Origin of the sequence: Kribbella sp. NPDC051137, from assembly GCF_040682535.1 — a bacterium.
In the GTDB taxonomy this organism is placed as follows: Bacteria; Actinomycetota; Actinomycetes; order Propionibacteriales; family Kribbellaceae; genus Kribbella; species Kribbella karoonensis.
Genome location: NZ_JBFBBI010000006.1, coordinates 866,413 through 891,288 on the forward strand (window position 1 = coordinate 866,413; position 24,876 = coordinate 891,288).

Here is a 24,876-nt window from a genome sequence, read left to right on the forward strand (position 1 = left end):
AACCGCCGCCGATCGCCACGACTCGGCGGCCGAACAGCAGAAAGCCCCCGCCGTGGCGGGGGCTTTCGGATGCTGAGGGATCAGGCCTCGACCTGCTCCTCGGCGAGGTTGCGGGTCAGGTTGGGGTCAACCTGGACACCCGGACCCATCGTGGTCGAGAAGACCGTCTTCTTGATGTAGCGGCCCTTCGAGCTGGCCGGCTTCAGCCGGAGGATCTCCTCGAGCGCGGCGCTGTAGTTCTCCACCAGCTGGGCCTCGTCGAACGACGCCTTGCCGATGATGAAGTGCAGGTTCGCGTGCCGGTCGACCCGGAACTCGATCTTGCCGCCCTTGATGTCGGACACGGCCTTGGTCACGTCCGGGGTGACCGTACCCGTCTTCGGGTTCGGCATCAGACCACGCGGGCCGAGGACCCGGCCGAGGCGGCCGACCTTGCCCATCAGGTCAGGCGTGGCGACGACGGCGTCGAAGTCCAGCCAGCCGTCGGTCACCTTCTTGATCATGTCGTCGTCACCGACGAAGTCGGCGCCGGCCGCCTTCGCCTGCTCGGCCTTGTCGCCGGTGGCGAAGACGAGGACCCGTGCCGTCTTGCCAGTACCGTGCGGAAGGTTGACGGTGCCGCGCACCATCTGGTCGGCCTTGCGAGGGTCGACCCCGAGACGCATCGCGACGTCCACGGTGGAGTTGAACTTCTTGCTGCCGGCGGCGTCCTTGGCCAGCCGGATCGCCTCCAGCGGCGTGTACAGGTGATCGAAGTCGATCTTCTCCGCGGCGGCGCGGTAAGCCTTGCTGCGCTGTGCCATTACTGCTGTTCCTCTCTGGGGTGTGGTCTCCGGGCGGCACTTCGCCCTGCCACTACTGCGTGAAAAGTTGTGCTGGTCAGCCGTCGACGACGACGCCCATGGAGCGCGCCGTACCCTCGATGATCTTCATCGCCGCGTCGATGTCGCGGGCGTTCAGGTCCGGCATCTTGGTGGTGGCGATCTCGCGCACCTGGTCCTTGCTGATCTTGCCGACCTTGTCGCGCTGCGGAACGGCGGAGCCCTTCTGCAGACCCGCGGCCTTCTTGATCATCTCCGGCGCCGGCGGCGTCTTGGTGACGAACGTGAAGGAACGGTCTTCGTAGATCGTGATCTCGACCGGTACGACGTTGCCGCGCATGGACTCCGTCTGGGCGTTGTACGCCTTGCAGAACTCCATGATGTTGACGCCGTGCGGACCGAGCGCGGTACCGACCGGCGGGGCCGGCGTCGCGGCACCGGCCTGGAGCTGCACCTTGACCAGGGCAGCGATCTTCTTCTTGGGAGGCATTCTGTCGGGTCCTTAGACTTTCTGGATCTGGTTGAAGCTGAGTTCCACCGGGGTCTCCCGGCCGAAGATCTCAACCAGGGCCTTGATCCGCTGGGCCTCGGCGTTGATCTCCGTGACTGTGGCGTGCAGGGTCGCGAACGGCCCGTCGACCACCATGACCGAGTCACCGACACCGAAGTCGGCGACCTCGACCTTCTTCTTGGCCGCGGTCTTGGCGGGTGCGGCACCGGCTTCGGCTGCCGCCGCTTCGGCCGCCGCCACGACGGCCGGAGCGAGCATCTTCTCCACCTCTTCGAGGCTGAGCGGGACCGGCTTCTGGCTGTTCCCGACGAAGCCGGTCACCGACGGCGTGTGCCGCACGGTCGACCAGGACTCGTCGGTCAGATCCATCCGGACCAGCACGTAGCCCGGCAGCACCGTGCGCTTCACCATCCGGCGCTGCCCGTTCTTGATCTCGGCGACCTCCTCGGTCGGCACGATGATCTCGAAGATGTAGTCCTCCATGTTCAGGGAGTTGATCCGGTTCTCCAGGTTGCCCTTGACCCGGTTCTCCATCCCTGAGTACGTGTGCACGACGTACCAGTCGCCGAACTGCGACCGCAGCCGGGCGCGCAGCTCCTCGAGCGGGTCGCCCGGCTCCTCCGGCTCCGGCTCAGGCTCCGCTTCCGCGACGTCGGTCTCGTCGTCGGCGTCGTCGGACTCGTCCGTGGCACCGGCGCTCGAGAAGACCACCTCGTCGGCCGCGACGGCCGGCTCGGCGGTGGTCAGCGGCGCGGTCTCCGCGGTCTCGTCGGCGAGCTCCTCCTCGGCGTCCTCGACGTCCGCCGCGGTCACCACCTCGGTGACCTCGGACTCGTCGGCCGCCGGGACCACCACGACCGGCTCGTCGTCGGACGTGTCCTGGTCCGGCTTCGGGGTCTCGGCCTCGTCGTCGGCGGAGTACTCGTCGTCGTCGGTCTCGGCCTCGTCCTCGTCGTCCCCCTCGTCCTCGTCGTCGAGGTCCGCGAACGGGTCGTCGTCGTCATCGTCGTCGTCACCGAACAGGTCGTCGTCGGTGGCGTTCTCGTCGAAGTCGAGATCGAGGTCGTCGCCGGAGTCGGATACGTCGAACTCGTCCTCGTAGTCGAGGACCTCGTCGTCGCGCTCGGACACGTCGTACTCCGTCATCTGTGCATCGGGGGTCTTGTCTGTTTCAGGCCGGGCCGGGAGGCCCGGGACCTACAGTTGGTCGTGGCCGGCGTACCTCAGCCGAAGACCTTGAACATCGCCCAGCCGAAGGCGAGGTCGAGGACCGAGACGATCGCGATGACGAACACCACGAAGGTCAGGACGACCACGAAGTAGGTGGACAGCTGCTTGCGAGTGGGCCAGACCACCTTGCGGAGCTCGGCGACCACCTGCCGGTAGAAGCGCAGCAGGCCCCTGCCCTGCTTGCCCTCGGCGGGCTTGCCGGCGCCGGACGGTGCCGGGGTGCGCGTCTCCGTCACGACCTACCTCTTTCGCTAGCGGTGGCCTGACCGGCCCTGCGCCGGTCAGGATTTGCAGGGCACGAGGGACTTGAACCCCCAACCTTCGGTTTTGGAGACCGATGCTCTGCCAGTTGAGCTAGTGCCCTCTGCAATCCATCCGGACGCCGCGTCGGACCTGATCTCGGGCATGCCGGATCAGGGCCATCAACGCCCGGACTAGAGAAGTGTACGGGGTCCGAGCCACGTGGTCGAACTGAGGCCCTTCCCCGCACGACCCCTGTACCGATTACCGGCCGGGCGCCGCACCGCGATGAGAACCATACAGCCTCCACGTCGTGCCAACGGACCACACCCCCCGGGTGTTCCCGGACGCCAACCAGTGAAACCCGGTTCGTGCCGCGCCGGACGGGTGCCAGGATGGGTGTATGGGTTCCAGGATCTCGGCGCGGATCGGCGCCATCAGTGAATCGGCGACGCTGGCGGTGGACAGCAAGGCGAAGGCGCTCAAGGCGGCCGGCCGGCCGGTGATCGGCTTCGGCGCCGGCGAGCCGGACTTCCCGACGCCGGACTACATCGTCGAGGCCGCGGTCGCCGCGGCCCGGGACCCGAAGAACCACCGGTACAGCCCGGCCGCCGGCTTGCCCGAGCTGAAGCAGGCGATCGCCGACAAGACCAGGCGCGACTCCGGGTACGAGATCGAGGCGTCCCAGGTCCTGGTCACGAACGGCGGCAAGCACGCGGTCTACAACGCGTTCGCGACCCTGCTCGACCCGGGCGACGAGGTGCTGCTGCCGGCGCCGTACTGGACGACGTACCCGGAGGCGATCCGGCTGGCCGGCGGCGTACCGGTCGAGGTGCTCGCCGACGAGTCGCAGAACTACTGCGTCACGGTCGAGCAGCTCGAGGCGGCCCGGACCCCGCGGACCAAGGTGCTGCTGTTCTGCTCGCCGTCGAACCCGACCGGCGCCGTCGACAGCCCGGAGGCCGTCGAGGCGATCGGCCGCTGGGCGCTCGAGCACGACCTGTGGGTGGTCACCGACGAGATCTACGAGCACCTGACGTACGGCGACGTCCGGGCGACCTCGATCCCGGTCGCGGTGCCGGAGCTCGCGGACAGGACCGTCGTACTGAACGGGGTCGCGAAGACCTACGCGATGACCGGCTGGCGGGTCGGCTGGATGATCGGCCCGAAGGACGTCGTCAAGGCCGCGACCAACCTGCAGTCGCACCAGACCTCGAACGTCTGCAACGTCGCCCAGCGGGCCGCGCTCGCGGCGGTGTCCGGGGACCTGACCGCGGTCGACGAGATGAAGGTCGCGTTCGACCGGCGGCGGCGCACGATGGTCCGGATGCTCAACGAGATCCCCGGCATCGAGTGCCCGGAGCCGACCGGCGCCTTCTACGCGTACCCGTCGGTCAAGGGCGTGCTCGGCAAGGAGATCGCGGGCCGGACTCCGACGTCGTCGGCGGAGCTCGCCGACCTGATCCTGGACGAGGCGGAGGTGGCGGTCGTCCCGGGCGAGGCGTTCGGCGCACCCGGGTACCTGCGCCTGTCCTACGCCCTCGGCGACGCCGACCTGGCCGAGGGCCTCACCCGAATCGCCAAACTGCTCGGCTGACATGGACCCCGGCCACTATCAACTCGGTGAGTGCTGGAGGTCCGATTTCTCTCCGGGCGCCGTGGATCGGTAACCTTCTGTGATGACGCAGCGGGATCTGCGGGTGCTGCCCAAGGCGCACCTGCATCTGCACTTCTCCGGCTCGATGCGGCATCTGACGCTGGTCGAGCTGGCGGACAAGCACGGCGTCCGGCTGCCGGACGCGCTGCGCACCGACTGGCCGCCGGAGCTGTCGGCGGCCGACGAGCGCGGCTGGTTCCGGTTCCAGCGGCTGTACGACATCGCGCGCTCGGTGCTGCGGACCGAGGACGACGTCCGCCGGCTGGTCCGCGAGGCGGCCGAGGACGACCGGGCGGACGGCTCGCGCTGGCTGGAGATCCAGGTGGACCCGTCCGGGTACGCGAACCGCTTCCACGGGATCACCGAGTTCACCGACCTGGTCCTGGACGCCGCCCGGGACGCGGCGGCGTCGACCGGGATCGACGTCCAGGTGATCATCGCCGCGAACCGCACGCGGCACCCGCTGGACGCCCGCACCCTGGCCCGCCTCGCCACCCAGTACGTCGGCCGCGGCGTGGTCGGCTTCGGCCTCTCGAACGACGAGCGCCGCGGTACGACGTCGGAGTTCGAGCCGGCCTTCCGGATCGCGCGCAACGCCGGCCTACTGGCCGCACCCCACGGCGGCGAGCTCTGCGGCCCGGCCACCGTCCGCACCTGCCTCGACGAGCTCGGCGCCGGCCGGATCGGCCACGGCGTCCGTACGGCGGAGGACCCCGAGCTGCTCAAGCGGATCGTCGACGCCCAGATCGCCCTCGAGGTCTGTCCCGCCTCCAACGTCTCCCTGGGCGTCTACCGCCGTCCCGAGGACGTCCCCCTCCGCCGCCTCTACGAGGCCGGCGCCCGGATCGCCCTCGGCGCCGACGACCCCCTCCTCTTCGGCTCCCGCCTCGCCGAGCAGTACGAAACCGCCCGCACCGTCCACGGCTTCACCGACCCCGAACTGGCCGACCTGGCCCGCTCCTCGGTCCTCGCCTCCACCGCCCCACCCGCAACCCAGAAGTCCCTCCTCACCGAGATCGACGAATGGCTCGGCGCCCCAGCATCCGTCCCCGCCTGACGACCTACCTGGCCCGCCACGGGCAGACCGAGTGGAACGTCGCCGGCCGCCGTCAGGGCCGCCTGGACTCCCCACTCACCCCAGCCGGCGTCGAGCAGGCCAACCGGAACAGCCGACTGCTCAGCGGCGAGGGGATCGACGCCGTCTTCACCAGCCCGCTGGGCCGCGCACACCGAACGGCGACGATCATCGCCCGCGAGCTCAGCCTGGCCGTCCAGGTCATCGACGACCTGGCCGAGATCGACCACGGGTTGTGGTCGGGCCTCGGGACCACGGAAATCGACGCGAGGTGGCCCGGGCAGCGGGCCGTCCGTGAGCAGGACAAGTACGCGTTCCGGTTTCCGCAGGGGGAAAGCTACGCGGACGGCGAGGTCCGCGCCGGGCGAGTGCTGGCCGAGATCGAGCAGCTCGGCGTACGGCGGCCGTTGCTCGTCTCGCACGAGATGATCGGGCGGATGCTGTTGCGGCAGCTCGGCGTGCCGGAGGCACTCGATACGCGGCAGCCCTCGGACGTGGTCTATCGGGTGCGGGCAGGTGTGGTGGAGCGGTTGGGGAGTTCCGGGTAAGTGCTGGTGGAGTTCTGGTTGGGGTCATTGTGGGGGCGGGGGTGCGGGCATAACTTTGCGTACATGACGCCGACGAAGATTCTGCTGCCAGAGGACGAGCTGCCGACGCGTTGGTACAACGTGCTTCACGACCTGCCGACGCCCCCGCCGCCGGTGCTGCACCCGGGGACGGGGCAGCCGATCGGGCCCGACGACCTGACGCCGCTGTTCCCGATGGACCTGATCCTCCAGGAGGTCTCCCAGGAGCAGTACGTCGACATCCCGGGCGAGGTGCTCGACGTCTACCGGCTGTGGCGGCCCAGCCCGCTGTACCGGGCACATCGGCTGGAGAAGGCGCTCGATACGCCGGCGCACATCTACTACAAGTACGAAGGCGTCTCACCGGCCGGCTCGCACAAGCCGAACACGGCGGTCCCACAGGCGTACTACAACGCGAAGGCCGGCGTCCGGAAGCTCACCACCGAGACCGGCGCGGGCCAATGGGGTACGGCGCTCGCCTTCGCGTGCGCGCAGTTCGGGCTGGACTGCGAGGTCTGGCAGGTGCGCGCGTCGTACGACCAGAAGCCGTACCGGCGGACGATGATGCAGGTCTTCGGCGCGACCGTGCATCCGAGCCCGTCGGACCTCACCGACGCCGGCCGGCAGATCCTCGCCGCCGACCCGGGGTCCACCGGCTCCCTCGGGATCGCGATCAGCGAGGCGGTCGAGGCCGCGGTGCAGGACCCGGAGGTGCACTACGCGCTCGGCTCGGTGCTCAACCACGTGCTGCTGCACCAGACCGTGATCGGCGAGGAGGCGCTGATCCAGCTCGCGATGGCCGGCGAGACCCCGGACCTGATCGTCGGCTGCACCGGCGGCGGGTCGAACTTCGGCGGTCTGGCGTTCCCGTTCCTGCGGGAGAAGTGGGCCGGCCGGATGTCCCCGGTGGTGCGTGCCGTCGAGCCGGCCGCGTGCCCGTCGCTGACCCAGGGCACCTACGCGTACGACTTCGGCGACACGATCGGGATGACGCCGCTGATGAAGATGCACACGCTCGGCCACGACTTCGTCCCGGACCCGATCCACGCCGGCGGCCTGCGGTACCACGGCATGAGCCCGCTGATCAGCCACCTGTACGAGACCGGCGAGATCGAGGCGATCGCCAAGCCGCAGTCCGAGTGCTTCGCCGCCGGCGTCCAGTTCGCCCGTACGGAAGGCATCGTCCCGGCCCCCGAACCCACCCACGCGCTCGCCGCCGCGGTCGAGGAAGCCTTGCGCTGCAAGGAGTCCGGCGAGGAGAAGGTCATCCTCACCGCCCTCTGCGGCCACGGTCACCTGGACCTCGCCGCGTACGACGCCTACCTGTCCAACACCATCGTCGACCGCACCTGGGACGACGCCGACATCCAGTCAGCCGTCGCCGCAGCCCTGACCCGCCTCCCCGCCCTGAACTAGCCGGACCACGACCCGCGCTTCCACCACGGTTTGGGCTGCCTGGCCACAGCGGTCAGCCAGCCCTCCGGGATGGCCCACCCACGCCCGCTCAACGCCGCGAAGTACTCGGCCTTCAAACTGTCCGGCAGCCAGTACGTCGCCCGCTCCCGCCCGCTCACCTCGAAGTACGTCGTCCGCTGCCGCCGGCTCCACACCGTCGCCTGGTTCGAGCTGTACGCAAGCCGGACGAAGTCCCACCGCGCCTGCTCGTCGTCCATGTCGTACTCGCGCTCCGCCACGCGCGCCTTCCCCACCGACTCCTGCTCGATCTCGTCGATCAGCTTCTGCACCAGCGTCCGGTCGTCGGTCATCTCCCCCGGCATCCGCAGCCCCACCGGATCCAGCACCACCGCACCCAACCGCCCCCGCGCCACCTCGAGAAACACCTCGAGCAGCGCGAACCCTTCCTCCACCCGCCCGAACAGCGCCAACTCGGCATGCAACGTAGTAACGGCTTCCTCGGCCACCCGCCAACTCTAACCAGCACCCCGCACCCCGAGGGGCTTCCCCTGGATGCCCCGCGATGCCCCGCCTCGCTCACGCTCAGCAAGCGTCACCCCAGCCGATCTCGGCCCCGGAACCGGTATACGCGGGCTGCAATCTCCGCATCACCACCCGCGAAACCCCTTTTTCCCCAGGGATTCGGGGCATCTCGGGGCATGCCGGGGCAGATCATCCACAACCTCGGTTTTCCTCGTCGCAGAGGGTGTTCGGCGCCTTACAGTTACCGCCATGCCAGAGCCCAACGACTTGTTACGGGCAGCGCGCGAGCGCACTCCGTCACTCCGCGCGCCGGGCGAACACATGTCCCGCGGGGAGCTGGCCGATGCCATCTGCTCCTGGCTGTGGGAGACGACCGACGTCAAGTACGAACTCGACGGCCACTACATCGCCAAGCTCGAACGCGGCGCCGTTCGCTGGCCGGGTGCCGCCTACCGTTCCGGCCTGCGGCACGTCCTGCGTGTTGCCGCCGACAACGAACTGGGCTTCTTCCCGCCGGCCGGTGCCTCGACGTTCGACCCGGAGCAGACGCCGCCGTCGATGCTCGGCCACGACGACGAAGTGGTCAACGCCGGCGACGAGTCGATCACCCTGCTGTCGTACGCCGAGGAGTCCAACGTCGGCGAGCTCACCGTCGAGCAACTCCAGGCGGACATCGAGCGGATCGCCCAGTCGTACCTCCGCACCCCGACCCGGCACCTGTTCGCCAAGAGCCGGGCGATTCGCGACCGCACGTTCACCCTGCTGGCCGGCAACCAGTCGCCCCGCCAGTCCCGCGACCTCTACACCGCCGCCGGCTGGGCGATCACCCTGCTCGCCTGGATGTCCGTCGACCTGGGCCGGCCCGACATCGCCGAGAGCCACACCCGTACCGCGTGGGCCTGCGCAGAGGCGGCGGACCACGACGTACTCCGGGGCTGGATCCGTGCGACCCAACACACCGCGGCCTTCTGGCAGGACGATTTCGCCCGTGCGGCCGAGTACGCCCAGGACGGGCTGCGCTATGCGGCCGGTACGGCGCGGCTGTTCCTTGCCAGTGCGGCGTCCGTCGACCTCGCGCGCGCGGACCGCCCGGACAAGGCCCGCGAACTCCTCAACATCGCCCAGACGCTGAACGTCCGTCCGGCGGAGTCCGAGCCCGGCGGTGTGCTGCTGTGTACGCCGGAACGCGCCGAAGGCTTCTGGGCGGACACCTACCTCGCGCTCGGCGAGGCGCAGCGCACTGCGAACCATGCCGACCACAGCGTCGCCCAATTCGAGGTCGCACCATACGCGGTGCGCAACCTCGGCTCCGAACGCATGGCGCGGCTGCAACAGGCGAAGGCCCGCCTCCTCCTGGGCGAACTCGACGGCGCGTCGGAAGCAGCCGAGCCGGTCCTCCAACTGCCGCCGGAGTATCGGGTGCGGCCGCTGCTCCAACGACTCGCAGAGGTGGCGGTCCTCACCGGACCGTACGCACGGAGCCCGAAGGCTCGCCTGCTGCGGGACCGCATCGTGGAGTTCACCCAGCAGCCGGGGCTTCCCGGCCGTCCGACCACTGCTCGTACGAGAGGTAACCAGAGATGAGCGACGACGTACGGGATCACTGGAGCTCGCACCCGAACTGGCGTCCCGGGCGGTCCTTCTACACCTGGCACGTCATCTTTCCGGGCGACCCGGCGCTGCTCGAGCTGCACGCCGCGTATCAGCACCTGATCGGGTCGCTCGCCGGCATTTCGCCGGTCCCGGCGGAGCTGCTGCACCTGACCATGCAAGGGGTCGGGTTCGCCGATCGGGTTCCGGAGTCGGATCTCGAACTGATCGTCACGGCCGTACGTCGTCGGCTCGATTACGTCCGGCCCTTCGGGATCAGCGTCGGGCCGGCCGTCGTCGACGCCGAAAGCCTGCAACTGCCAGTCACACCGGTCGACCGGATGCGTCGGCTCCAGGACCACCTTCGCGCCGCGATCCAGGACGTCTGGGGAACCGATTCGCTCCCCAGGCTGCCCCAGCTCAAGCCTCATATCTCGTTGGGCTACTGGAACAAGGAGGCTCCTGCCGAGCCCCTCCGGCTCCGCGTGAACGCCGACGCCGGCGAGACCGCCGCGACCGAACTCACGGGCGTCAGCCTGATCGAGCTGAGGCAGGAGAACCACCAGTACGTCTGGACGGTGCGAGCTACCGCGCCGCTCGGTCGCAAAGCTCAGGCAGCCGACGACGCCGGAGCGGGGTCATGAGCGCAACCGCGCCCGCTTCGTTGTCCGGAGACGGCGCGGCGTTGGTCATTCGCGCGCTGCTCGACTTCCGTAGCCTGTGGACAACGCATGACCTGGTGACGACCACCGGTGTCGAGGCCTCCGCGGTCCGTCCGGTGATCGCCCTACTCGAGCAGGAAGAACTCGTCGAGCGGCAGGCGCCCGGCGTGGTGTCGGTCCCCAACTGGCTCGCACTGCTCCGCCGCTGGAACCAGGACTTCCGTTTCAGCGGCGAAGCTCGCCTCACGTACTGGCGGAACAAGCCCGGCGCTCCACCCCTTCTCCAGCGCATCGCCGGCGATCCGGTTCGCCACGCACTCAGCGGAACCCAGGCAGCGCAACACTGGGAACCGGAAACCCCGGACGGCCCTACGGTGATCTACACCCCGGACGCCGAGGCGGCCGCCGACACCTGGGAACTGGTCCCCGCCAGGAACAGAACAATCGTCCTCGCCGAACCGGCATCCGACGTTGTCTACACCCGCTCTCGCAAGACCTCCAGCGGCCTACGCCTGGCCGCACCGAGCCAGGTGTTGTCGGACCTCCTGACCGGTGCGGCCAGGTCACCCAGAGCCGGCGAACCTCTGGCGCACTGGATGCAGGAGCACGAGCTCGACTGGCGCTATTAGTAGGCGCGGAGCGAGACCACGTGGGCTCTGGGGGCGCCGTTGGTCCGCTGGGCGGTGAGGCGGAGGTGGGTGGCTCGGGTGGGGGTTTGCAGGGGGTGATGCCGGGTGCGGTGGTGGTTGTCGGTGACCTGGGCGACCTGTTGCCACGGCCCGGTTCCGTTGCGGACTTCCACGGTGTAGTCCGCGAGGAGTGTGGGAAGGGACTCGAAGGGCGTGCGGTGGTGGTGGAGGTTGATCAGGTCCTCTTGGACGTCGGCGTCGAGGATCACCACGATCTCGGAGAGTTCGACCGGTTCGGGCCAGCTGAGTTCGAGCCAGGGGGTGGGGTCCCAGGCCAGGTCTTCGGAGGACCAGAGGTTCGGGCCGCCGTACGGGCGTGAGTAGCCGCCCACGACCTTATCCGGCGCGTACGCCGTCGTGTCGCCGAGGCGGAAGCACAGGCCGGTGCGCGGGAGGATGTGTTTCCAGGCCCGGAACTGTTCGGTCCACTGCTCGTCGGGCGCAGGATCGCGGTGCGCGAAATGCACGGTGCCGGGGAGTGCCGTCGCCGCCGTGTGGACGGAAACGTCCGGCGTTTTCCGGAACACCACGAAAGCGTTGGACGGACGGGACGGACGCCAGGACAGCGGGATCCGGACCCAGCGTTTCTCGCCGGCCGGCAGGTCGACGGTGCAGGAGTCGACGAGTTCGGCGGGCAGGTAGTTCTGCGGCTTCACCGGGTCGTGGAGCTCGACGGCGAGCGGTCCGCCGTTCGAGTCGACGAGCAGTTCGAAACCGTCCAGTGCCGGGTCGACCGGGATCACCATGCCGAGGTCGGTGGTCAGCGGCAGCGTGCCGGACGAGACCTCGAGCGCGGGCCTGGTGAGCGTGGAGGACGCGGTGACGGTGGCGGAGAGGGCGAGGTTGGCCGGGTCGTCGTCGACGACGCCGAGGACGGACGCGTCGGCACGGGTCAGCGCGGTCCGCATCAGGCCGAACCGGTCGTGCGCCAGCTCGCGCGGCGTCAGTCCGTTGCGCAAGGCAACGGATGCGCCGATCCCGGCGGCCTCGCCGAGCACCGCGCAGGTCGCCATCACCCGGGTGGTCCCGAACGCGACGTGGCTCGCGCTGATGTTCCGCCCGGCCATCCACAGGTTCCGCACGTTCCGCGAGTACAGCGAACGCAGCGGGATGTGGTACACGCCGTCCGAGAACCAGTGCTTCGAGCCGCGCTCGGACGCGTACACGCCGCCGGGCGGGTGCAGGTCGATCGACCAGCCGCCGAACGCGACCCGGTCGTCGAACTCGCGCTGCTCGAGGACGTCGTGCTGGGTCAGCACGTGATCGCCGAGGAAACGCCGGTACTCACGTTTTCCGGGCACCGACCCGATCCATTCCAGGGTCAGGTTGTCCGCGTCGAAGTTGCCGCTGTTCTTGATGTAGTCCCAGATCCCGTAGACCACGGCCTGCAGTTCGTCCCGGATCGCCTCGTTGTCGTCGACGACGTCCAGTTCGCCACCCCACTCGATCCACCAGAACGCGCAACCATTCAGGTCGGTCCGGATCACCCGGCGCTCCGGGATCGCGGTTTCCGTGACGTCCCGGGCGAACGACGGCGGCACGAAACGGACCGGTTCCCCGGCGTCCTTGCTGTAGAAGAGGATCGTGCTGCCGAGCGTGTTCGAGTCCGGTACGTCGGGCGCCCAGGACTCGTCGTACTCCGACCGCGGCTCCCGTCCGGTGCGGAAGTCGGCGCCGGCCAGTACGCCGACCAGCCCGTCGCCGGAGCAGTCCACGAACACCGGACTGACGAACCGGATCTCCTTCTCCGACCCCATCTGCCAGCCGGTCACCGACCGGACCTCGTCCCCGTCCGCCTCGACGGAACGGACGTCGGTGTTCAGGTACAGCGTGATCCGCGGTTCCGCACGGACCGCTTCCAGCAGCACGAGATCCCAGTAATACGGGTTTCCGAGCGGGTTCCGGAACTGGTTCTCGACGAACAGCTCACCCATGATCCCGGTCTCGCGCGCGAAGCTCTGGGTGCCGTGCGCGGTCGCCCCGCACACCCACACCCGCACCTCGCTGGACGAGTTGCCGCCGAGCACCGACCGGTTCTGTACCAGTGCCACGGTGCTGCCCTGCCGCGCGGCGCCGATCGCCGCGCAGATCCCGGCGAGCCCGCCGCCGACGACGGTCAGATCGGACTGGACCTCGAGCTGCTGCATGCACAAACCTTTCAGGAGTCTGGTTGGAGGAAGATGTCCGGACGGACGACGGCGTCCGGGTGGACGACCGGTTGTCCCGGGCCGTTCGGGTGGTTGGCGGTGAGGTGGTCCGGGACGCGCTGCGCCACCAGCACGAACAGCAGCCCGGCGGTCAGTACGTCGCTCGCCCGTCCGGCGAAGAACTCGGTCCACGCGGTGCCGTTCAGCGTCCCGGTGTCCAGGACGACGTCCGTGTCCCGCCCGATCGGCGAGTCGACGACGCCGGTGATCGCGACCGTCAGCGCACCCCCGGCCTTCGCCCGCTGGACGAACGCCAGCGTGGTCGGATCCAGCCCGGAGCGGCTCACGGTCAGTGCGACGTCGCCCTCGCCGAGCAGCCCGGCGCCGATCTGCGACGAGCTCGGGCCGTCGAAGAACCACACCGGGATGCCGATCCGGAGCAGCCGGATGTACAGCTCGCGCGCCGGGATCGCGTCCCCCCACTCGCCGTAGATGTGGGTACGGCGGGCGCCCGCGATCGCGTCCGCGACCCGGGTGGCCGCGGCCAGGTCGATCGCGGCCAGCGCGTTCCGGAGCGCGTTCGCCTGGGTGGACGCCAGTACGTTCAGCACCTGCTCGGGCGGGTCGGCCGGGCCGATCGCCAGCCCGATGTCGCTGGTCCAGCCCGCCTCCAGGCCGCGCCCGACCTCCATCGCGAGCGCGGCCCGGAGCGCGGGGTAACCGGCGTACCCGAGGTGGGTGGACAACCGCGTCACGGTCGCGGCCGAGGTCTGCGCGGCCCCGGCGAGCTTGGTGATCGAGCCGCGCGCGACCTCGTCCGGGTTCGCCAGGATGTGCTCGGCGACCCGCTGCATCGCCCCGTTCAGCTCGGGCAGGGCCCGCTTGACCAGCTGCAACGGACTAGGACTACCGGCTCTCTCCATGTCTGCCATCCCGTAATCGTCACGTATAGACGAACTGGGCACTCGCCACACCGTCGGTGTCGCTCACCACCCGCACCCAGTGCGCGCTGAAACCCGGCGGGAAAACGTGTGACACCACGTTTCCGGGCTCGACCGTCAGCGTTTCCACCGCACCGAACCGGCCGTGCCCGTGGAAGTCGATCTCGACCGTGAACGTCATCGCGGTGTCCGAGAAGTTCTCCAGGTGCAGGCACTTCCCGTCGAAGCCGGTCATCAGGTACGGATCGGACGGAACGCCGGCGGAAACCGGTGTCTCCCACCACGGCCCGCCCCAGCCGGCGGGCTTGCCGAAGCTCCACAGGTCGTCGGTCTTCCCGAACCACAACCCGGACTGCGGTTCCGCGGTCGTCGGGTTCAGCCCGTGGCTCGGCGAGGCGTTGTCCGCGCCGGCGACGAGCATGCCGCGCCACGAGCAGAAGTCGCCGAGCACCCACAGGTGCGTGGAGATCGGCCGCACGCCCCAGATCCTGCCGCCGTACGCCCACGGGGACAGCTCGTAGAACATCCCGTGGTGGTCCATCAGCAGCCGCTCGTGCTCGACCTCGCGGATCCGCGGCCACTCGGTCTGCCACTTGTGGTCGAAGCAGTGCGACGCCTTCGGCAACCGGTACCGCGTCCACCGCTGGTCGGACTCGGTGAACACCTCGAGGATCGCCGACGCCCGGTCCCACCCGGTCGCGAAGATCGTCCCGCCGAACTCGTGCCGCCCGCCGATCGCGGTGTACGGGTCCTCCCGCAGCACCTTCCACGAGGTGCCGTCGTACTCGGCCAGCCGGCCCCGCGACCGGTCGCCGGCCCACTCCGGCTCGGAGTACTCGTTCGAGCAGACGACCAGCCGTCCGAACGACGTGTAGCAGTCCTTGTAGTGCACCTTCATCTCGCCGTCGGTGCCGAGCTCGTCGTTCAGGTCGAAGAGCTGCGTGCACTCGTACGTCGTGACGTCGAGCTCGAACAGCTCGCCCTCCATCGCGAGGACGTAGACGTGGGTGTCCGGCTTCGTCAGGTGCCGCGACGTACCGCAGACCCGGAGCGGCCGCAGCTCGGGGATCGTGACGATCTTGTGGTCCGCGGTGATCACGTGCGGCCCGAGCACCAGCCGCGAGGTCGGGAAGTGCACGAACCGGTTCGTGTACGTCCCGTCCACGCCAACGGTTTCCGAAACTGTTTCCATCGACAGGTCGGCGTCGATCCGGCGCAGACTCACGCCGCCGCCGGAGGCCGCCTTGTGCGAGTTGTAGTTCTGGACGTAGAGCTTCCCGTTCCACGGCATCAGCGAGCCGACGCCGAGTTCACTGCGCGGCGGCCCGAAGTCGCCGACCTGGGCGAGATGCGGGAAAACGCCGGAAACGCTGGTTGTCATTTGATTCCCGTATGGGTCATGGCGGCGATGAACCGCCGTTGCAGGACGACGAACACGAGCAGCACCGGCACGATCGAGATCACCGAGGCGGCCATCGTCAGGCCCGGCGCGATCTGGCCCTGCTCGTCGACGAAGTTGGTCAGGCTGAGCGGCAGCGTGTACCGGTCGGGGTTGCTGATCAGCACCAGCGGCGTCTCGTAGTCGTTCCAGGACCAGACGAACGCCAGGATGCCGAGCGCGCTCATCACCGGTGTTGCCAACGGCAAGTAGATCCGGGTGAACACCCGCCACTCGTTCGCGCCGTCCATCCGGGCCGCCTCGGCGAACTCGGACGGCTGGCTGACGAAGAACTGCCGCATCAGGAAGGTGCCGAGCACGGTGAACATCCCGGGCAGGATCAACGCCCACAACGTGTCGTACAGCCCGAGCTTCTGGAAGTAGATGAACCGGGGCACCAGCAGCAACTGCGCCGGGATGATCGCCGTCGCCAGGTACAGCAGGAACAGCTTGTCCCGCCCGCGGAACGACATCCGCGCGAACGCGTACCCGGCCATCGTCGCGGTGATCAGCTCCCCCGCGACCCGCAGTACGGCGACGAACACCGAGCGGCCGAACGCCGGCAGCACCGAGGTCGCACCACTCAGCACGGTGCTGAAGTTGTCCCACTGGAACGGGTGCGGGATCCACTGCATCGGGATCTTGTACGCGTCCACGTCCGGCTTCAGCGCGGTCGAGATCATCCACGCGAACGGCGCCAGGAAAGCGATGGCGAGAATCCACAACGGGATGCCCCAGACCCATTTCGACCTGGTCGTGCTGTGTCTAGTCATTGAGGGCCCTCCCGCGCTGCGCCCGCCAGGTGAACAAGGTCAGCACGAGTACGCCGACGAAGGTCACCAGGCCGATCGCCGACGCGTAGCCGAACCGGTAGAACTGGAAGCCCGTCTGGTACATGTAGTACGAGATCGTGGTGGTCGCGTCGCCCGGCCCGCCGGCGGTGATCAACGCGATCAGGCCGAACCCCTGGGACGCCCCGATGATCAGCGTGACCAGCAGGAAGATCGTTGTCGGAAGCAACGACGGCCAGGTGATCACGCGGAACTTCGCCCACGCCGACGCGCCGTCGATGTCGGCCGCCTCGTACAGCTGCCGGGGCGCATCCTGCAAGGCGGACAGGTAGATCAGCGAGCAGTACCCGACGCCGCCCCAGATCGCCATCACGATCAGCGCCGGCAGCGCCCAGTGCGAGGACGCGAACCAGCCCGGCCGGATCCCGAACACGTCCAGCACCTGGTTGACCAGGCCGGCCTTCGGGTTCATCAGCATCAGCCAGGTCATCCCGACCGCGACCACGTTCACGATGTACGGCAGGAAGAAGATCGCCCGCAGTACGGCGCGCCCCGGAAGCGGCCGGTTCAGCGCGATCCCGAGCCCCAGGCCGAGGATCACCGTCAGCGGGACGGACACCACGACGTACACCAGGGTCAGGCCGATCGCGTGCCAGAACCCGGGGTCGCGGGCGATCGCGACGAAGTTGTCGATGCCGTTGAAGGTGATGCCGCCGAGACCGGAGACGAGGTTCCAGTCGGTGAACGCCAGGACGACGACGCTGATCAGCGGGATCAGCGTGAACGCGACGACGCCGAGCAGGTTCGGGGCGACGAACAGGAAGCCGATCCAGCCGGACGGGCGAATCCCGCGGCCTGGTTCGGAACGCGCTTTCGTACCGGCCGTCACCAGCGTGGCGGTGGCCATCAGGGCCTCCTCTCGTTCCGGGCGATCGCGGCGTCGGCGAGCCGCCGTACCTCACGGATCGCGACGCCCGGGTCCTTCTCGCCGATCCAGCACAGGTCGCGCTGCTGCTTGACCGCGAGCGTGATCTCCGGGAACCCGGTCAGCCGGGTGTCGGTGGCGAGCTTCGGGTCGGAGGTCAGCACGACCCGGCGGAAGGAATCGAGGTCGAAATACTTTTCCGGCTCTTTTCCGAGCATTCCGGACACGATCTGGTCGTCGGTGACGTTGCCGAGCGCGGGCATCTTGCCGCCCTTCAGCATCGGCGTCGCGCCCTCGGTCAGCCAGAACTTCACGAACGCCCAGGCCGCCTCGAACTTCGGCGACTTCGGGTTGATCATGATGAAGTTGCTGAACGAGCCGCCGTTCCAGTCCTTGCCGTCCACCGTCGGCGACGGCGCGAACGCGACCTTGAAGTCGTGCGGGTACTTCTTCCCGTCGTACAGGTAGCGCAGGTTGAACGGCGCGGTCGACCAGAGGTGGAACTCCTCGCCGAGGAACGCGTTCTGCTGGTACGCGTCCAGGTGCCGGGACAGCACCTCGGTCCACGGGAACGCCGTACCGTCGGCGATCATCTCGCGGCCCAGGCGGAACTGCTGCTCGAAGTGCGGGTCGCCGAAGTTCGATCGGTCGCCGTCGTACCAGTAGTTCGGGCCGAGGGCGATCCGGGCGACGTCCGGGATCGTGTAGACCCCCACCGTCTTGTCCGTCGTCAGCTTCTTCGCGGTCGCGCGGAACTCGTCGATCGTCCACGCGTGCGGCAGCTCGACGCCTGCCTGCTGCCGGAGCTTCTCGTTGAACAGGACGAAGAACGGCTCGCGCGCGGTGGCGAGCGCCTTCACCCTGCCGTTGTCGATGTACGACCGGGGCTTCTCGGTGTCGAGGAACACCTGGAGCTCCGGGTCCGCCTCGACCCGGTCGGTCAGGTCCGCCGCCAGCCCGGACCCGGCCCGCAGCGCCATCGCGCCCTGCGAGTAGGTGAAGTAGACGTCGATGTCGACACCACCCTGGAGCGCGGTGTCCAGCTTCAGGTTGCCGCGGTCGTCGTTCACGAACCGCGTGTATTCCACCTGGTACTGCGGAAACTTCTGCTGGAACGCTTTCACCACATCGGCCGGGCCCGACGCCGCCGGCACCCCGCCCCACACCTGCAGCGCGCCCGAGCGCCCCTCCCCGCCACCGGAACACCCCGGCACCACGGCGGCAGCCAGCCCCGCGCCGACCCCGGCGAGCACCTCCCGCCGAGAAAATCTTTTGCGCCTCACAACTCACCTCCCGTCGGATTGCGCAAAAGATTAGCGAGCGCGTCCAGCCTTGGGAAGACCTCGGTGCAAAAGTTTTTCAGCGCCTGCTCAGAGCGAGCAGTTCACCAGTACCGGCTCGTTGACCAGGGTGATGTTGAAGGACTGCTGGACCTGGGCGCGGACGTGGGTGGCCAGGGTCAGGAGTTCCTTGGCGGTGGCCTGGCCGCGGTTGGTGAGCGCCAGCGTGTGCTTGCTGGAGACCGCCGCGTTGCCGATCGCGAAGCCCTTCGAGACGCCCGCGTGTTCGATCAGCCAGGCGGCGCTGGTCTTCACGCGGCCGTCGGGCTGCGGCCACTGCGGCGCCCCCGCGGGGACCTCGGCGGGCGTGTCGAGCATCGGGTTGGTGAAGAACGAGCCGGCGCTCCACGTGTCGTGGTCAGCCGGATCCAGCACCATGCCCTTGCTCCGGCGCAGACCGAGGACGGCCTCGCGGACCTCGGTCATCGGCGCGCGGGACCCCGGCTCCACGTCGAGCACCCGCGCCAGCTCGGCGTACCCCACCGGCGCCGACAGGTCGCCCAGCTTCAGCTGGAACGCGACCTCGAGTACGACGTACCGCGAGGGGTCCGCCTTGAACCGGGAGTTCCGGTACGCGAACCCGCAGTCCGCGGCGAAGATCGTCCGCACCCTGCCGTCGACGCGGTCCCAGACCCGCACCGACGCCACCGTCTCGGCGACCTCGTGCCCGTACGCGCCGACGTTCTGCACCGGCGTCGACCCGGCCAGCCCGGGGATCCCGGACATCGACTCCAGGCCGCTCCACTCCTCGGCGATCGCCCGCTGGACCACGCTGTCCCAGTCCTCCCCGGCCGCGACGTGCACCATCGCGCCGGAGCAGGCGTCCGCATCGACCCGGATCCCGGACGTCGCGACCTTCACGACGGTCCCGCGGAACCCGTCGTCCCCGATCACCACGTTGCTCCCGCCGGACAGCAGCAGCACCGGTTCCCGGACCGCGTCCGCGTCCCGGACCGCGGCGATCAGGTCCTCCTCGGTGGTGACCTCGACGAACTTGTCGGCCGGCCCGCCGACCCGCAGCGTGGTGTGGCCGGCCAGCGAAACGTGTGTTTTCACCGGACCCGCACGACCGCCCTGGCGCGCCCGAGCACCTTCTCCTCGCCGGCGAGCGCCGTGATGTCGATCTCGGCCAGACCGTCCGCGACCTTGTCCACCTTCGCGGAGAACGTCACCGTCGCGCCTTTGTCGTCGTCCGGTACGACGACCGGCTTCGTGAACCGTACGCCGTACTCCACCAGGTCAGCGGGGTCCTCGAGCCAGTCCGTGACCACCCTGGCCGCGGACGCCATCGTCAGCATCCCGTGAGCGATCACACCGGGCAGCCCGAGCGCGGCCGCCATCCGGTCGTTCCAGTGGATCGGGTTGAAGTCGCCGCTGGCCCCGGCGTACCGGACCAGATCCTCGCGCCGCAGCGTGATGCTCAGCGGCGGAAGCTCGGTGCCTACCTCGACTCTGCTCGTCGTTCGCTCGCTCATGCGTCCGCCCGGTTGTGCGAGAGGGTCGACGTCGACGTGACGATCGGCTCGCCGTCCACGGTGGTCAGCGCGGTCTCGTACATGATCACCTCGACGGGACCGGCCTTGCGGACGGTGGTGATGGTGGCGGTCGCGGCGATCTCGTCGCCGGCCTTGATCGGGCGGGTGTAGCTGAACTTCTGCGCGCCGTGCACGATCCGGTCCAGCCGGAGGCCGAGCTCCTCGTCGTTCAGCAGCTGCTCGAGCGCCCGGCTGCCGATCACGAACGCGAACGTCGGCGGTGCGATCGCGTCATCGCCCCGGTACGCCGGGTTACCGTCACCGATCGCGTCGGCGAACTCCCGGATCTTCTCCCGGCCGACCTGGTAGGACTCGGCGGCCGAGTAACTCCGGCCGACCATCGTGGCGTCGATCGTCATATCCGCTAACCCTACTGGCAGACTATGGCGCGGGTTTCCGCCGCCCACGATTCCGGACGGAAGGTTGATCGTGACGGCTGTGACGGCGCTGGCGGAGTACGCGCCCCGGTACCGGGTGGAGATCGGCGAGCCGACGGGCTCCGAGTGGCTGCGGGTGGACCGGATCCTCGAACCCGGCAGCCCGGAGCTGACCGAACTGCTGAAGCGCGACGACGAGGCCAGTTCCCACCGGACAGCGCATGCGAACGCGCTCAGCATGATCTCGTTCTACGCCGGGCGGGCGCCGGCGGCCGCGCTGCTGCTGTGGGCGCTCGAGGGGCACGTCCTGGACATCCGCCCGCAGAACCTGTGGGTCCGGCCGCACGACGGCCACGGGATCGCGGCGGTCGCCGTACGCTCGGCCGACTTCCTGCCGGGCGGGCTGGAGACGCTGTACGACGTCGTACTGCGGCAGCATCTGCTTCCGCTGTCGGAGGAGCTGCACCGGCGGACCCGGGCAGGTTTGCGGCAGGTGTACGGCGGGGTCGCGGCCGGGTGCGCGATGGGGTTCTGCGCGGCGACGCGGGAGGAGGTCACGGTGGAGCCGGCGTACCTGCTCGAGCGGTGGCAGACGTTCGCGGCGAAGGCGCCCGGTGGGCTGGCGCGGTTGGGTGACGTGGAGGTGGCGGCCGGGAAGCTCGTCTACCTCCGGAACACGTGCTGCCTCTACTACACCAGCGAAGCCGCCAACGGCACCCTCTGCGGCTCCTGCTGCCTGACCCCCAAACCCACCCGCCGCACCGCCTACGAAGCAGGCCGCCCCATCCTCACCACCTAAAACCCACCAAACCCGCCCCGACCGCGCGGGGTAGCTAACCGGAGCGGCGCAGATCAGCGGGGCGAGCCCACCATCCCCTGCTTTTCGCGAGCACAGCACAAAGCCGCCCCGGCGGTGCGGAGCGGCTTGTGGGAGGACCTGGGATCAGCGGGTCTCGCGGTGGTCCGTGTGGTCGTTGCAGCGCGGGCAGTACTTCTTCAGCTCAAGACGATCCGGGTCGTTCCGCCGGTTCTTCTTGGTGATGTAGTTCCGCTCCTTGCACACCGTGCACGCGAGCGTGATCTTCGGGCGAATGTCGGTCGACTTGGCCACTGCTGCCTCTTCGTGTCATGAGTACGCAACTTGGGTGATCGCACTCTCGAGATACTGCGTCGGTAGCGGGGGCGGGAGTCGAACCCGCGACACCACGATTATGAGCCGTGTGCTCTAACCACCTGAGCTACCCCGCCGCATGAGTTCAGCATCCCATCCGGAGACGGGATGCCGTTCTCAGAGCCCCTTTACGGAATCGAACCGTAGACCTTCTCCTTACCATGGAGACGCTCTGCCGACTGAGCTAAAGGGGCGGGCCGAGGAGAGAGATTACACGGTCCCCCGGCCCGATGTGAAATCGAGTCAGGAGCGCCGTGCAGGCCCCTCAGTCCGTCCCGGAAAGCATACCGGGTCCGCACCAGTGGTTCTGACCATTTTCCGGATCCGATGTCGAGAACCCGGGAGCCGCTTCGTCATCAGGGCAGGACCTACGAAAGGAACAGCATGTCCGAGACAGCTATGCCCCCGATCGTGTCGGCCGAAGAGTGGGAACAGGCCCGAGCCGAGCTACTGGTGGCCGAGAAAGCGGCCACTCGCGCCGAGGACCGCCTCGCGGCCCAGCGCCGGCGGCTACCGATGGTGGAGTTCGGCGAGTACACCTTCGCCGGACCGGACGGCCCGGTCACGCTCCGGGAACTCTTCGGCGAGCACCGGCAGCTCGCGCTCTACCAGTTCATGCACTCCGGCCCGGACCACTTCTGCCCGGGCTGCACGTACTTCACCAAGAACGTCGCCAACCTCCCCGGCCTGGCCGCCAACGGCATCGCCTGGGCGACGGTCTCCGACATGCCGCTCGACCAGATGACCGGGTACTGGAAGCAGATGGGGTGGGAGCACATCCCGTTCGCGTCCTCGGCCGGTACGACGTTCTCCGCGGACTGCGGCGCCGGCGGCGGGTTCCTGCTGAACATGTTCTTCCGCGACGGCGACACCGTGTACCGGACGTACTCGACCGGCCAGCGCGGCGTCGACCGGCTGCTGTTCAGCACCACCGTCAGCGACCTGGCTCCGTACGGCCGCCAGGAGGAGTGGGAGGACTCGCCCGAAGGCTGGCCGCAGGAGCCGACGTACGGCTGATCCCGGACGCGATCGGGGTACGCCGAACGCAGTACCGGCAGGACCTCCGCGACGAAGGTCTCAACGGACTCCCGGTCTCGCCCACCGGGAGTCCGGCCAGGGTCCCGTACGTCGGGACACGGGAGCCTGGCCTTCACGAACGCGCAGACGCGGATCTCCTCCCCCGCAACCCCGGGGGCTCTGGGCAACGAACTCCTCGTTGTCAAGGGCAACGTTTTCCAGCACGGTCAGATGCGCGAACAGGTTGAACGTCTCGAACACGAACACGAACCCGACCTACGAGCGCAGCCCGAGGATCTCCCGCTCACGTAACTCGTGCAGCTTGTTGCCGCCACCCGCCCCAAGGATCACGGACACATCCCCGGCCAGGACGACATCTCGTCGCTCGTGTCGTTTCGGCAAAGCTCTCGATATCCGGACCGCTTATACCGGTCCGAAGGGCCTGCTTCGCGCCAATCGCGGGGTGATCCGTGTCACGCATCCGGCGCGTTTCTTGCCCACTGCGCTCACGCTCGGGCATCCACCAGGCGACAGGAGTCCCTCACGGAGTGTGTTCGTTTTCGTTGAACTTTTCGCGACCGATGTTTGGGCGGTCCGTGATCCCGTCGTTATGGTCATTGAGCCGTCGAACCCCCTCATCGACGGATTCCCTCCCCTGGAAGGCTTCTCGTGCCCACTCACCAAGACGCGCCGAACGCAGATCGGCAGACGTCCAGTCGCCCGGCTGCTTCGCGCCGGGTGGCCAAGCACCGGTTCTCCCGTCGCGGTTTCACTCGCCGTAACAACCTGATCGGTCTGACCGCCGCGCTCGCGGCCGCTGCCGGGACGACGACCGTCGCGGTCGCATCGTCCGCAACCGGCCCGGCCGCCGCGAACGACGTACCCCAGCTGAGCACCGCGCAGGCCGAAGCGCTGACCGCGGCCCGGATCGACCGCCGCGACCTCGGCTCCCGGGACCTGTCCCGGGTCGACCTGTCACTGGCCGCGGCGCAGAAGACCGCCGTGGCGAACGCGAACAAGCAGCACGCGGACCAGGTCGCCGCAGCCGCGACGCTGACGCAGCGCCGGGCGCTGGCACTGGCCGCCGCCAAGGCCGCCGCGGCGAAGAAGGCCGCCGACAACGCCAAGGCTCTCGCGGCCGCGAAGGCGGAAGCGGTCGCGAAGGCCGCGGCGATCGCCAAGCAGGCCGCGATCGCGAAGCAGGCGGAGGCCGCCAAGCAGGCCGCCGTCGTCGCCGCGGCGCCGAAGATCGTGCTGCCGACCACCGGCTACCACCTGACCGCCCGGTTCAACCAGGCCGGCGGCCGCTGGGCGCACAACCACACCGGCCTCGACTTCGCGGCCCCGATGGGTACGCCGGTCCGCTCGGTGATGGCCGGCGAGGTCATCCAGGCCGACTGGGAAGGCGCGTACGGCCGCCAGGTGAAGGTCCGGCACGCCGACGGCACGGTGACGTCGTACAGCCACATGTCCGAGTTCGACGTCTCGGTCGGCGACTCGGTCCAGGCCGGCTCGATGGTCGGCCGGATCGGCATGACCGGCAACACCACCGGCCCGCACGTCCACTTCGAGGTCCTCCCCGGCGGCGGCTCCCCCATCGACCCCGAACCCTGGCTCCGCGAACACGGCCTCAACCCGTAGCCGCTGCCGTTTCCCCTACTCTGACCAGCGGAGCTCTGGAAGCTCCTCGCCGGTGATCGGTCGTCAGAGGAACTTCGCCATGTCGAGGGCGTCCACCGGGGCGCCCTCGATGACGAATTCCGCGGTGTGGGTGCCTTCGACGATGTAGCCGTGGCGTTCGTACAGGTGTCTCGCCGGGGCGTTGACGCCGTGCACGTGCAGGGTGATCTTGCGCGCTCCGCGGCGGCGAGCCTCCTCGGTGGTGGCGGTCATCAGGGCGTTGCCGACGCCGAGCCGGCGGGCCTCGGGTGCGACCGCGATCCCGTTGATCGCCAGTACGCCGGAACCCTCCGGGAACGGGTACTTCTCCTGCAGCCGGACGTACCCGACCACGGCCCCGTCGTACTCCGCCACCAGATGCGCCTCCGGCCCGCTCCGGCTGAAGAACGTGTCCTGCAGGGTCTCGCCGTACGACGGGAACCCGGACGACGCGTCCCACGCGACCCGCTCGATCGCGAGCAGCGCCGCGTCGTCCTCCTCGACTGCCTGTCGTACCGTCACCTGGTGGTCGTCCGCACGGCGCTCGTCAGTCACC

26 protein-coding genes and 3 tRNA genes are annotated in these 24,876 nt (G+C 68.9%); 10 read left to right on the forward strand and 19 right to left on the reverse strand.

The window, feature by feature from the left end; all coding sequences use genetic code 11:
* Nucleotides 1–80: 80 nt before the first annotated feature.
* The 5 genes from rplA to AB0M51_RS34965 form a co-directional block, all read right to left on the reverse strand.
* The gene (rplA, locus tag AB0M51_RS34945) at nt 81–803 is read right to left on the reverse strand and encodes a 50S ribosomal protein L1 (protein ID WP_344191580.1); all 723 of its coding nucleotides are present in this window, start codon (nt 801–803) and stop codon (nt 81–83) included.
* 76 nt (nt 804–879) lie between these two features.
* Nucleotides 880–1,311: a 50S ribosomal protein L11 gene (gene rplK / locus AB0M51_RS34950; RefSeq protein ID WP_344191578.1), complete on the reverse strand. Its 432-nt coding sequence runs from the start codon at nt 1,309–1,311 to the stop codon at nt 880–882.
* 12 nt (nt 1,312–1,323) lie between these two features.
* Nucleotides 1,324–2,043, reverse strand: coding sequence for a transcription termination/antitermination protein NusG (gene nusG / locus AB0M51_RS34955; protein ID WP_344193506.1), 720 nt, complete (start codon nt 2,041–2,043; stop codon nt 1,324–1,326).
* Between the two features lie 512 nt (nt 2,044–2,555).
* The gene (gene secE / locus AB0M51_RS34960; protein WP_344191576.1) at nt 2,556–2,798 is read right to left on the reverse strand and encodes a preprotein translocase subunit SecE; all 243 of its coding nucleotides are present in this window, start codon (nt 2,796–2,798) and stop codon (nt 2,556–2,558) included.
* Between the two features lie 55 nt (nt 2,799–2,853).
* A tRNA-Trp gene (locus tag AB0M51_RS34965) sits at nt 2,854–2,926 on the reverse strand.
* A 279-nt stretch (nt 2,927–3,205) separates the two neighbouring features.
* On the opposite strand from AB0M51_RS34965, the gene AB0M51_RS34970 reads away from it, so the two are divergent.
* The 4 genes from AB0M51_RS34970 (at nt 3,206) to AB0M51_RS34985 (ending at nt 7,516) form a co-directional block, all read left to right on the forward strand.
* Nucleotides 3,206–4,399: a pyridoxal phosphate-dependent aminotransferase gene (locus AB0M51_RS34970; protein ID WP_344191574.1), complete on the forward strand. Its 1,194-nt coding sequence runs from the start codon at nt 3,206–3,208 to the stop codon at nt 4,397–4,399.
* A gap of 82 nt (nt 4,400–4,481) precedes the next feature.
* A complete protein-coding gene (locus AB0M51_RS34975) occupies nt 4,482–5,516 on the forward strand; it encodes an adenosine deaminase (protein WP_363752254.1) in 1,035 nt (344 codons plus the stop codon).
* Entirely contained in the window at nt 5,483–6,082 is a 600-nt protein-coding gene (locus tag AB0M51_RS34980) for a histidine phosphatase family protein (protein WP_363752257.1), read from the forward strand. Before AB0M51_RS34975 ends, AB0M51_RS34980 begins: the two co-directional genes overlap by 34 nt.
* A 63-nt stretch (nt 6,083–6,145) precedes the next feature.
* Entirely contained in the window at nt 6,146–7,516 is a 1,371-nt protein-coding gene (locus AB0M51_RS34985) for a TrpB-like pyridoxal phosphate-dependent enzyme (protein ID WP_344191568.1), read from the forward strand.
* Here the strand turns inward: AB0M51_RS34985 and AB0M51_RS34990 are convergent.
* Nucleotides 7,513–8,022: a hypothetical protein gene (locus AB0M51_RS34990; RefSeq protein ID WP_344191566.1), complete on the reverse strand. Its 510-nt coding sequence runs from the start codon at nt 8,020–8,022 to the stop codon at nt 7,513–7,515. The two genes, AB0M51_RS34985 and AB0M51_RS34990, sit on opposite strands and share 4 nt — an antisense overlap.
* Nucleotides 8,023–8,287: 265 nt before the next feature.
* On the opposite strand from AB0M51_RS34990, the gene AB0M51_RS34995 reads away from it, so the two are divergent.
* Genes AB0M51_RS34995 through AB0M51_RS35005 form a run of 3 tightly spaced genes read left to right on the forward strand, consistent with a single transcriptional unit; the run spans nt 8,288 to nt 10,919 of the window.
* Nucleotides 8,288–9,622 (forward strand): hypothetical protein, encoded by a 1,335-nt coding sequence (locus AB0M51_RS34995; protein WP_363752261.1) that lies wholly within the window; start codon nt 8,288–8,290, stop codon nt 9,620–9,622.
* A complete protein-coding gene (locus tag AB0M51_RS35000) occupies nt 9,619–10,272 on the forward strand; it encodes a 2'-5' RNA ligase family protein (protein ID WP_363752264.1) in 654 nt (217 codons plus the stop codon). Before AB0M51_RS34995 ends, AB0M51_RS35000 begins: the two co-directional genes overlap by 4 nt.
* Nucleotides 10,269–10,919 (forward strand): hypothetical protein, encoded by a 651-nt coding sequence (locus AB0M51_RS35005; RefSeq protein WP_363752267.1) that lies wholly within the window; start codon nt 10,269–10,271, stop codon nt 10,917–10,919. Before AB0M51_RS35000 ends, AB0M51_RS35005 begins: the two co-directional genes overlap by 4 nt.
* On the opposite strand, the gene AB0M51_RS35010 is transcribed toward AB0M51_RS35005, so the two are convergent.
* From AB0M51_RS35010 to AB0M51_RS35050, 9 genes are all read right to left on the reverse strand, one after another.
* On the reverse strand, nt 10,916–13,126 hold the full coding sequence (locus tag AB0M51_RS35010) for an FAD-dependent oxidoreductase (RefSeq protein WP_363752270.1): 2,211 nt from the start codon (nt 13,124–13,126) through the stop codon (nt 10,916–10,918). The two genes, AB0M51_RS35005 and AB0M51_RS35010, sit on opposite strands and share 4 nt — an antisense overlap.
* Nucleotides 13,127–13,137: 11 nt before the next feature.
* Nucleotides 13,138–14,058, reverse strand: coding sequence for a MurR/RpiR family transcriptional regulator (locus AB0M51_RS35015; protein WP_363752273.1), 921 nt, complete (start codon nt 14,056–14,058; stop codon nt 13,138–13,140).
* A gap of 10 nt (nt 14,059–14,068) precedes the next feature.
* Nucleotides 14,069–15,448, reverse strand: a complete 1,380-nt coding sequence (locus AB0M51_RS35020) for a hypothetical protein (protein WP_344191554.1) — start codon at nt 15,446–15,448, stop codon at nt 14,069–14,071.
* Nucleotides 15,445–16,278: a carbohydrate ABC transporter permease gene (locus tag AB0M51_RS35025; protein WP_363752276.1), complete on the reverse strand. Its 834-nt coding sequence runs from the start codon at nt 16,276–16,278 to the stop codon at nt 15,445–15,447. Before AB0M51_RS35025 ends, AB0M51_RS35020 begins: the two co-directional genes overlap by 4 nt.
* Nucleotides 16,271–17,203 (reverse strand): sugar ABC transporter permease, encoded by a 933-nt coding sequence (locus AB0M51_RS35030; protein ID WP_344191550.1) that lies wholly within the window; start codon nt 17,201–17,203, stop codon nt 16,271–16,273. Before AB0M51_RS35030 ends, AB0M51_RS35025 begins: the two co-directional genes overlap by 8 nt.
* Nucleotides 17,203–18,504 carry an ABC transporter substrate-binding protein gene (locus tag AB0M51_RS35035; RefSeq protein ID WP_344191548.1) on the reverse strand — a complete coding sequence of 434 codons (1,302 nt, stop codon included), beginning with the start codon at nt 18,502–18,504 and terminating at the stop codon, nt 17,203–17,205. The genes AB0M51_RS35030 and AB0M51_RS35035 overlap by 1 nt, the downstream gene beginning before the upstream one ends.
* 87 nt (nt 18,505–18,591) lie before the next feature.
* Entirely contained in the window at nt 18,592–19,617 is a 1,026-nt protein-coding gene (locus AB0M51_RS35040) for a UDP-N-acetylmuramate dehydrogenase (protein ID WP_344191546.1), read from the reverse strand.
* Nucleotides 19,614–20,036, reverse strand: a complete 423-nt coding sequence (locus tag AB0M51_RS35045) for a MaoC family dehydratase (RefSeq protein WP_363752281.1) — start codon at nt 20,034–20,036, stop codon at nt 19,614–19,616. Before AB0M51_RS35045 ends, AB0M51_RS35040 begins: the two co-directional genes overlap by 4 nt.
* A complete protein-coding gene (locus AB0M51_RS35050) occupies nt 20,033–20,455 on the reverse strand; it encodes a MaoC family dehydratase N-terminal domain-containing protein (RefSeq protein WP_363752284.1) in 423 nt (140 codons plus the stop codon). The genes AB0M51_RS35045 and AB0M51_RS35050 overlap by 4 nt, the downstream gene beginning before the upstream one ends.
* A gap of 70 nt (nt 20,456–20,525) precedes the next feature.
* Between AB0M51_RS35050 and AB0M51_RS35055 the strand changes: the two genes are divergently transcribed.
* Entirely contained in the window at nt 20,526–21,272 is a 747-nt protein-coding gene (locus AB0M51_RS35055; protein ID WP_363752287.1) for a (2Fe-2S)-binding protein, read from the forward strand.
* A 144-nt stretch (nt 21,273–21,416) separates the two neighbouring features.
* Here AB0M51_RS35055 and rpmG read toward each other — a convergent pair whose 3' ends face one another.
* The 3 genes from rpmG to AB0M51_RS35070 form a co-directional block, all read right to left on the reverse strand.
* Entirely contained in the window at nt 21,417–21,584 is a 168-nt protein-coding gene (gene rpmG, locus AB0M51_RS35060) for a 50S ribosomal protein L33 (protein ID WP_344191538.1), read from the reverse strand.
* A gap of 63 nt (nt 21,585–21,647) precedes the next feature.
* A tRNA-Met gene (locus AB0M51_RS35065) sits at nt 21,648–21,721 on the reverse strand.
* 44 nt (nt 21,722–21,765) lie between these two features.
* Nucleotides 21,766–21,838, reverse strand: a tRNA-Thr gene (locus AB0M51_RS35070).
* Nucleotides 21,839–22,028: 190 nt separating this feature from the next.
* Here AB0M51_RS35070 and AB0M51_RS35075 point away from each other — a divergent pair.
* Nucleotides 22,029–22,661: a DUF899 family protein gene (locus AB0M51_RS35075; RefSeq protein WP_363752291.1), complete on the forward strand. Its 633-nt coding sequence runs from the start codon at nt 22,029–22,031 to the stop codon at nt 22,659–22,661.
* A 669-nt stretch (nt 22,662–23,330) separates the two neighbouring features.
* Complete coding sequence (locus AB0M51_RS35080; protein WP_344191514.1) at nt 23,331–24,302, forward strand: M23 family metallopeptidase; 972 nt, start codon at nt 23,331–23,333, stop codon at nt 24,300–24,302.
* 63 nt (nt 24,303–24,365) lie between these two features.
* On the opposite strand, the gene AB0M51_RS35085 is transcribed toward AB0M51_RS35080, so the two are convergent.
* Entirely contained in the window at nt 24,366–24,875 is a 510-nt protein-coding gene (locus tag AB0M51_RS35085) for a GNAT family N-acetyltransferase (protein ID WP_344191512.1), read from the reverse strand.
* Between the last annotated feature and the right edge of the window lies 1 nt (nt 24,876).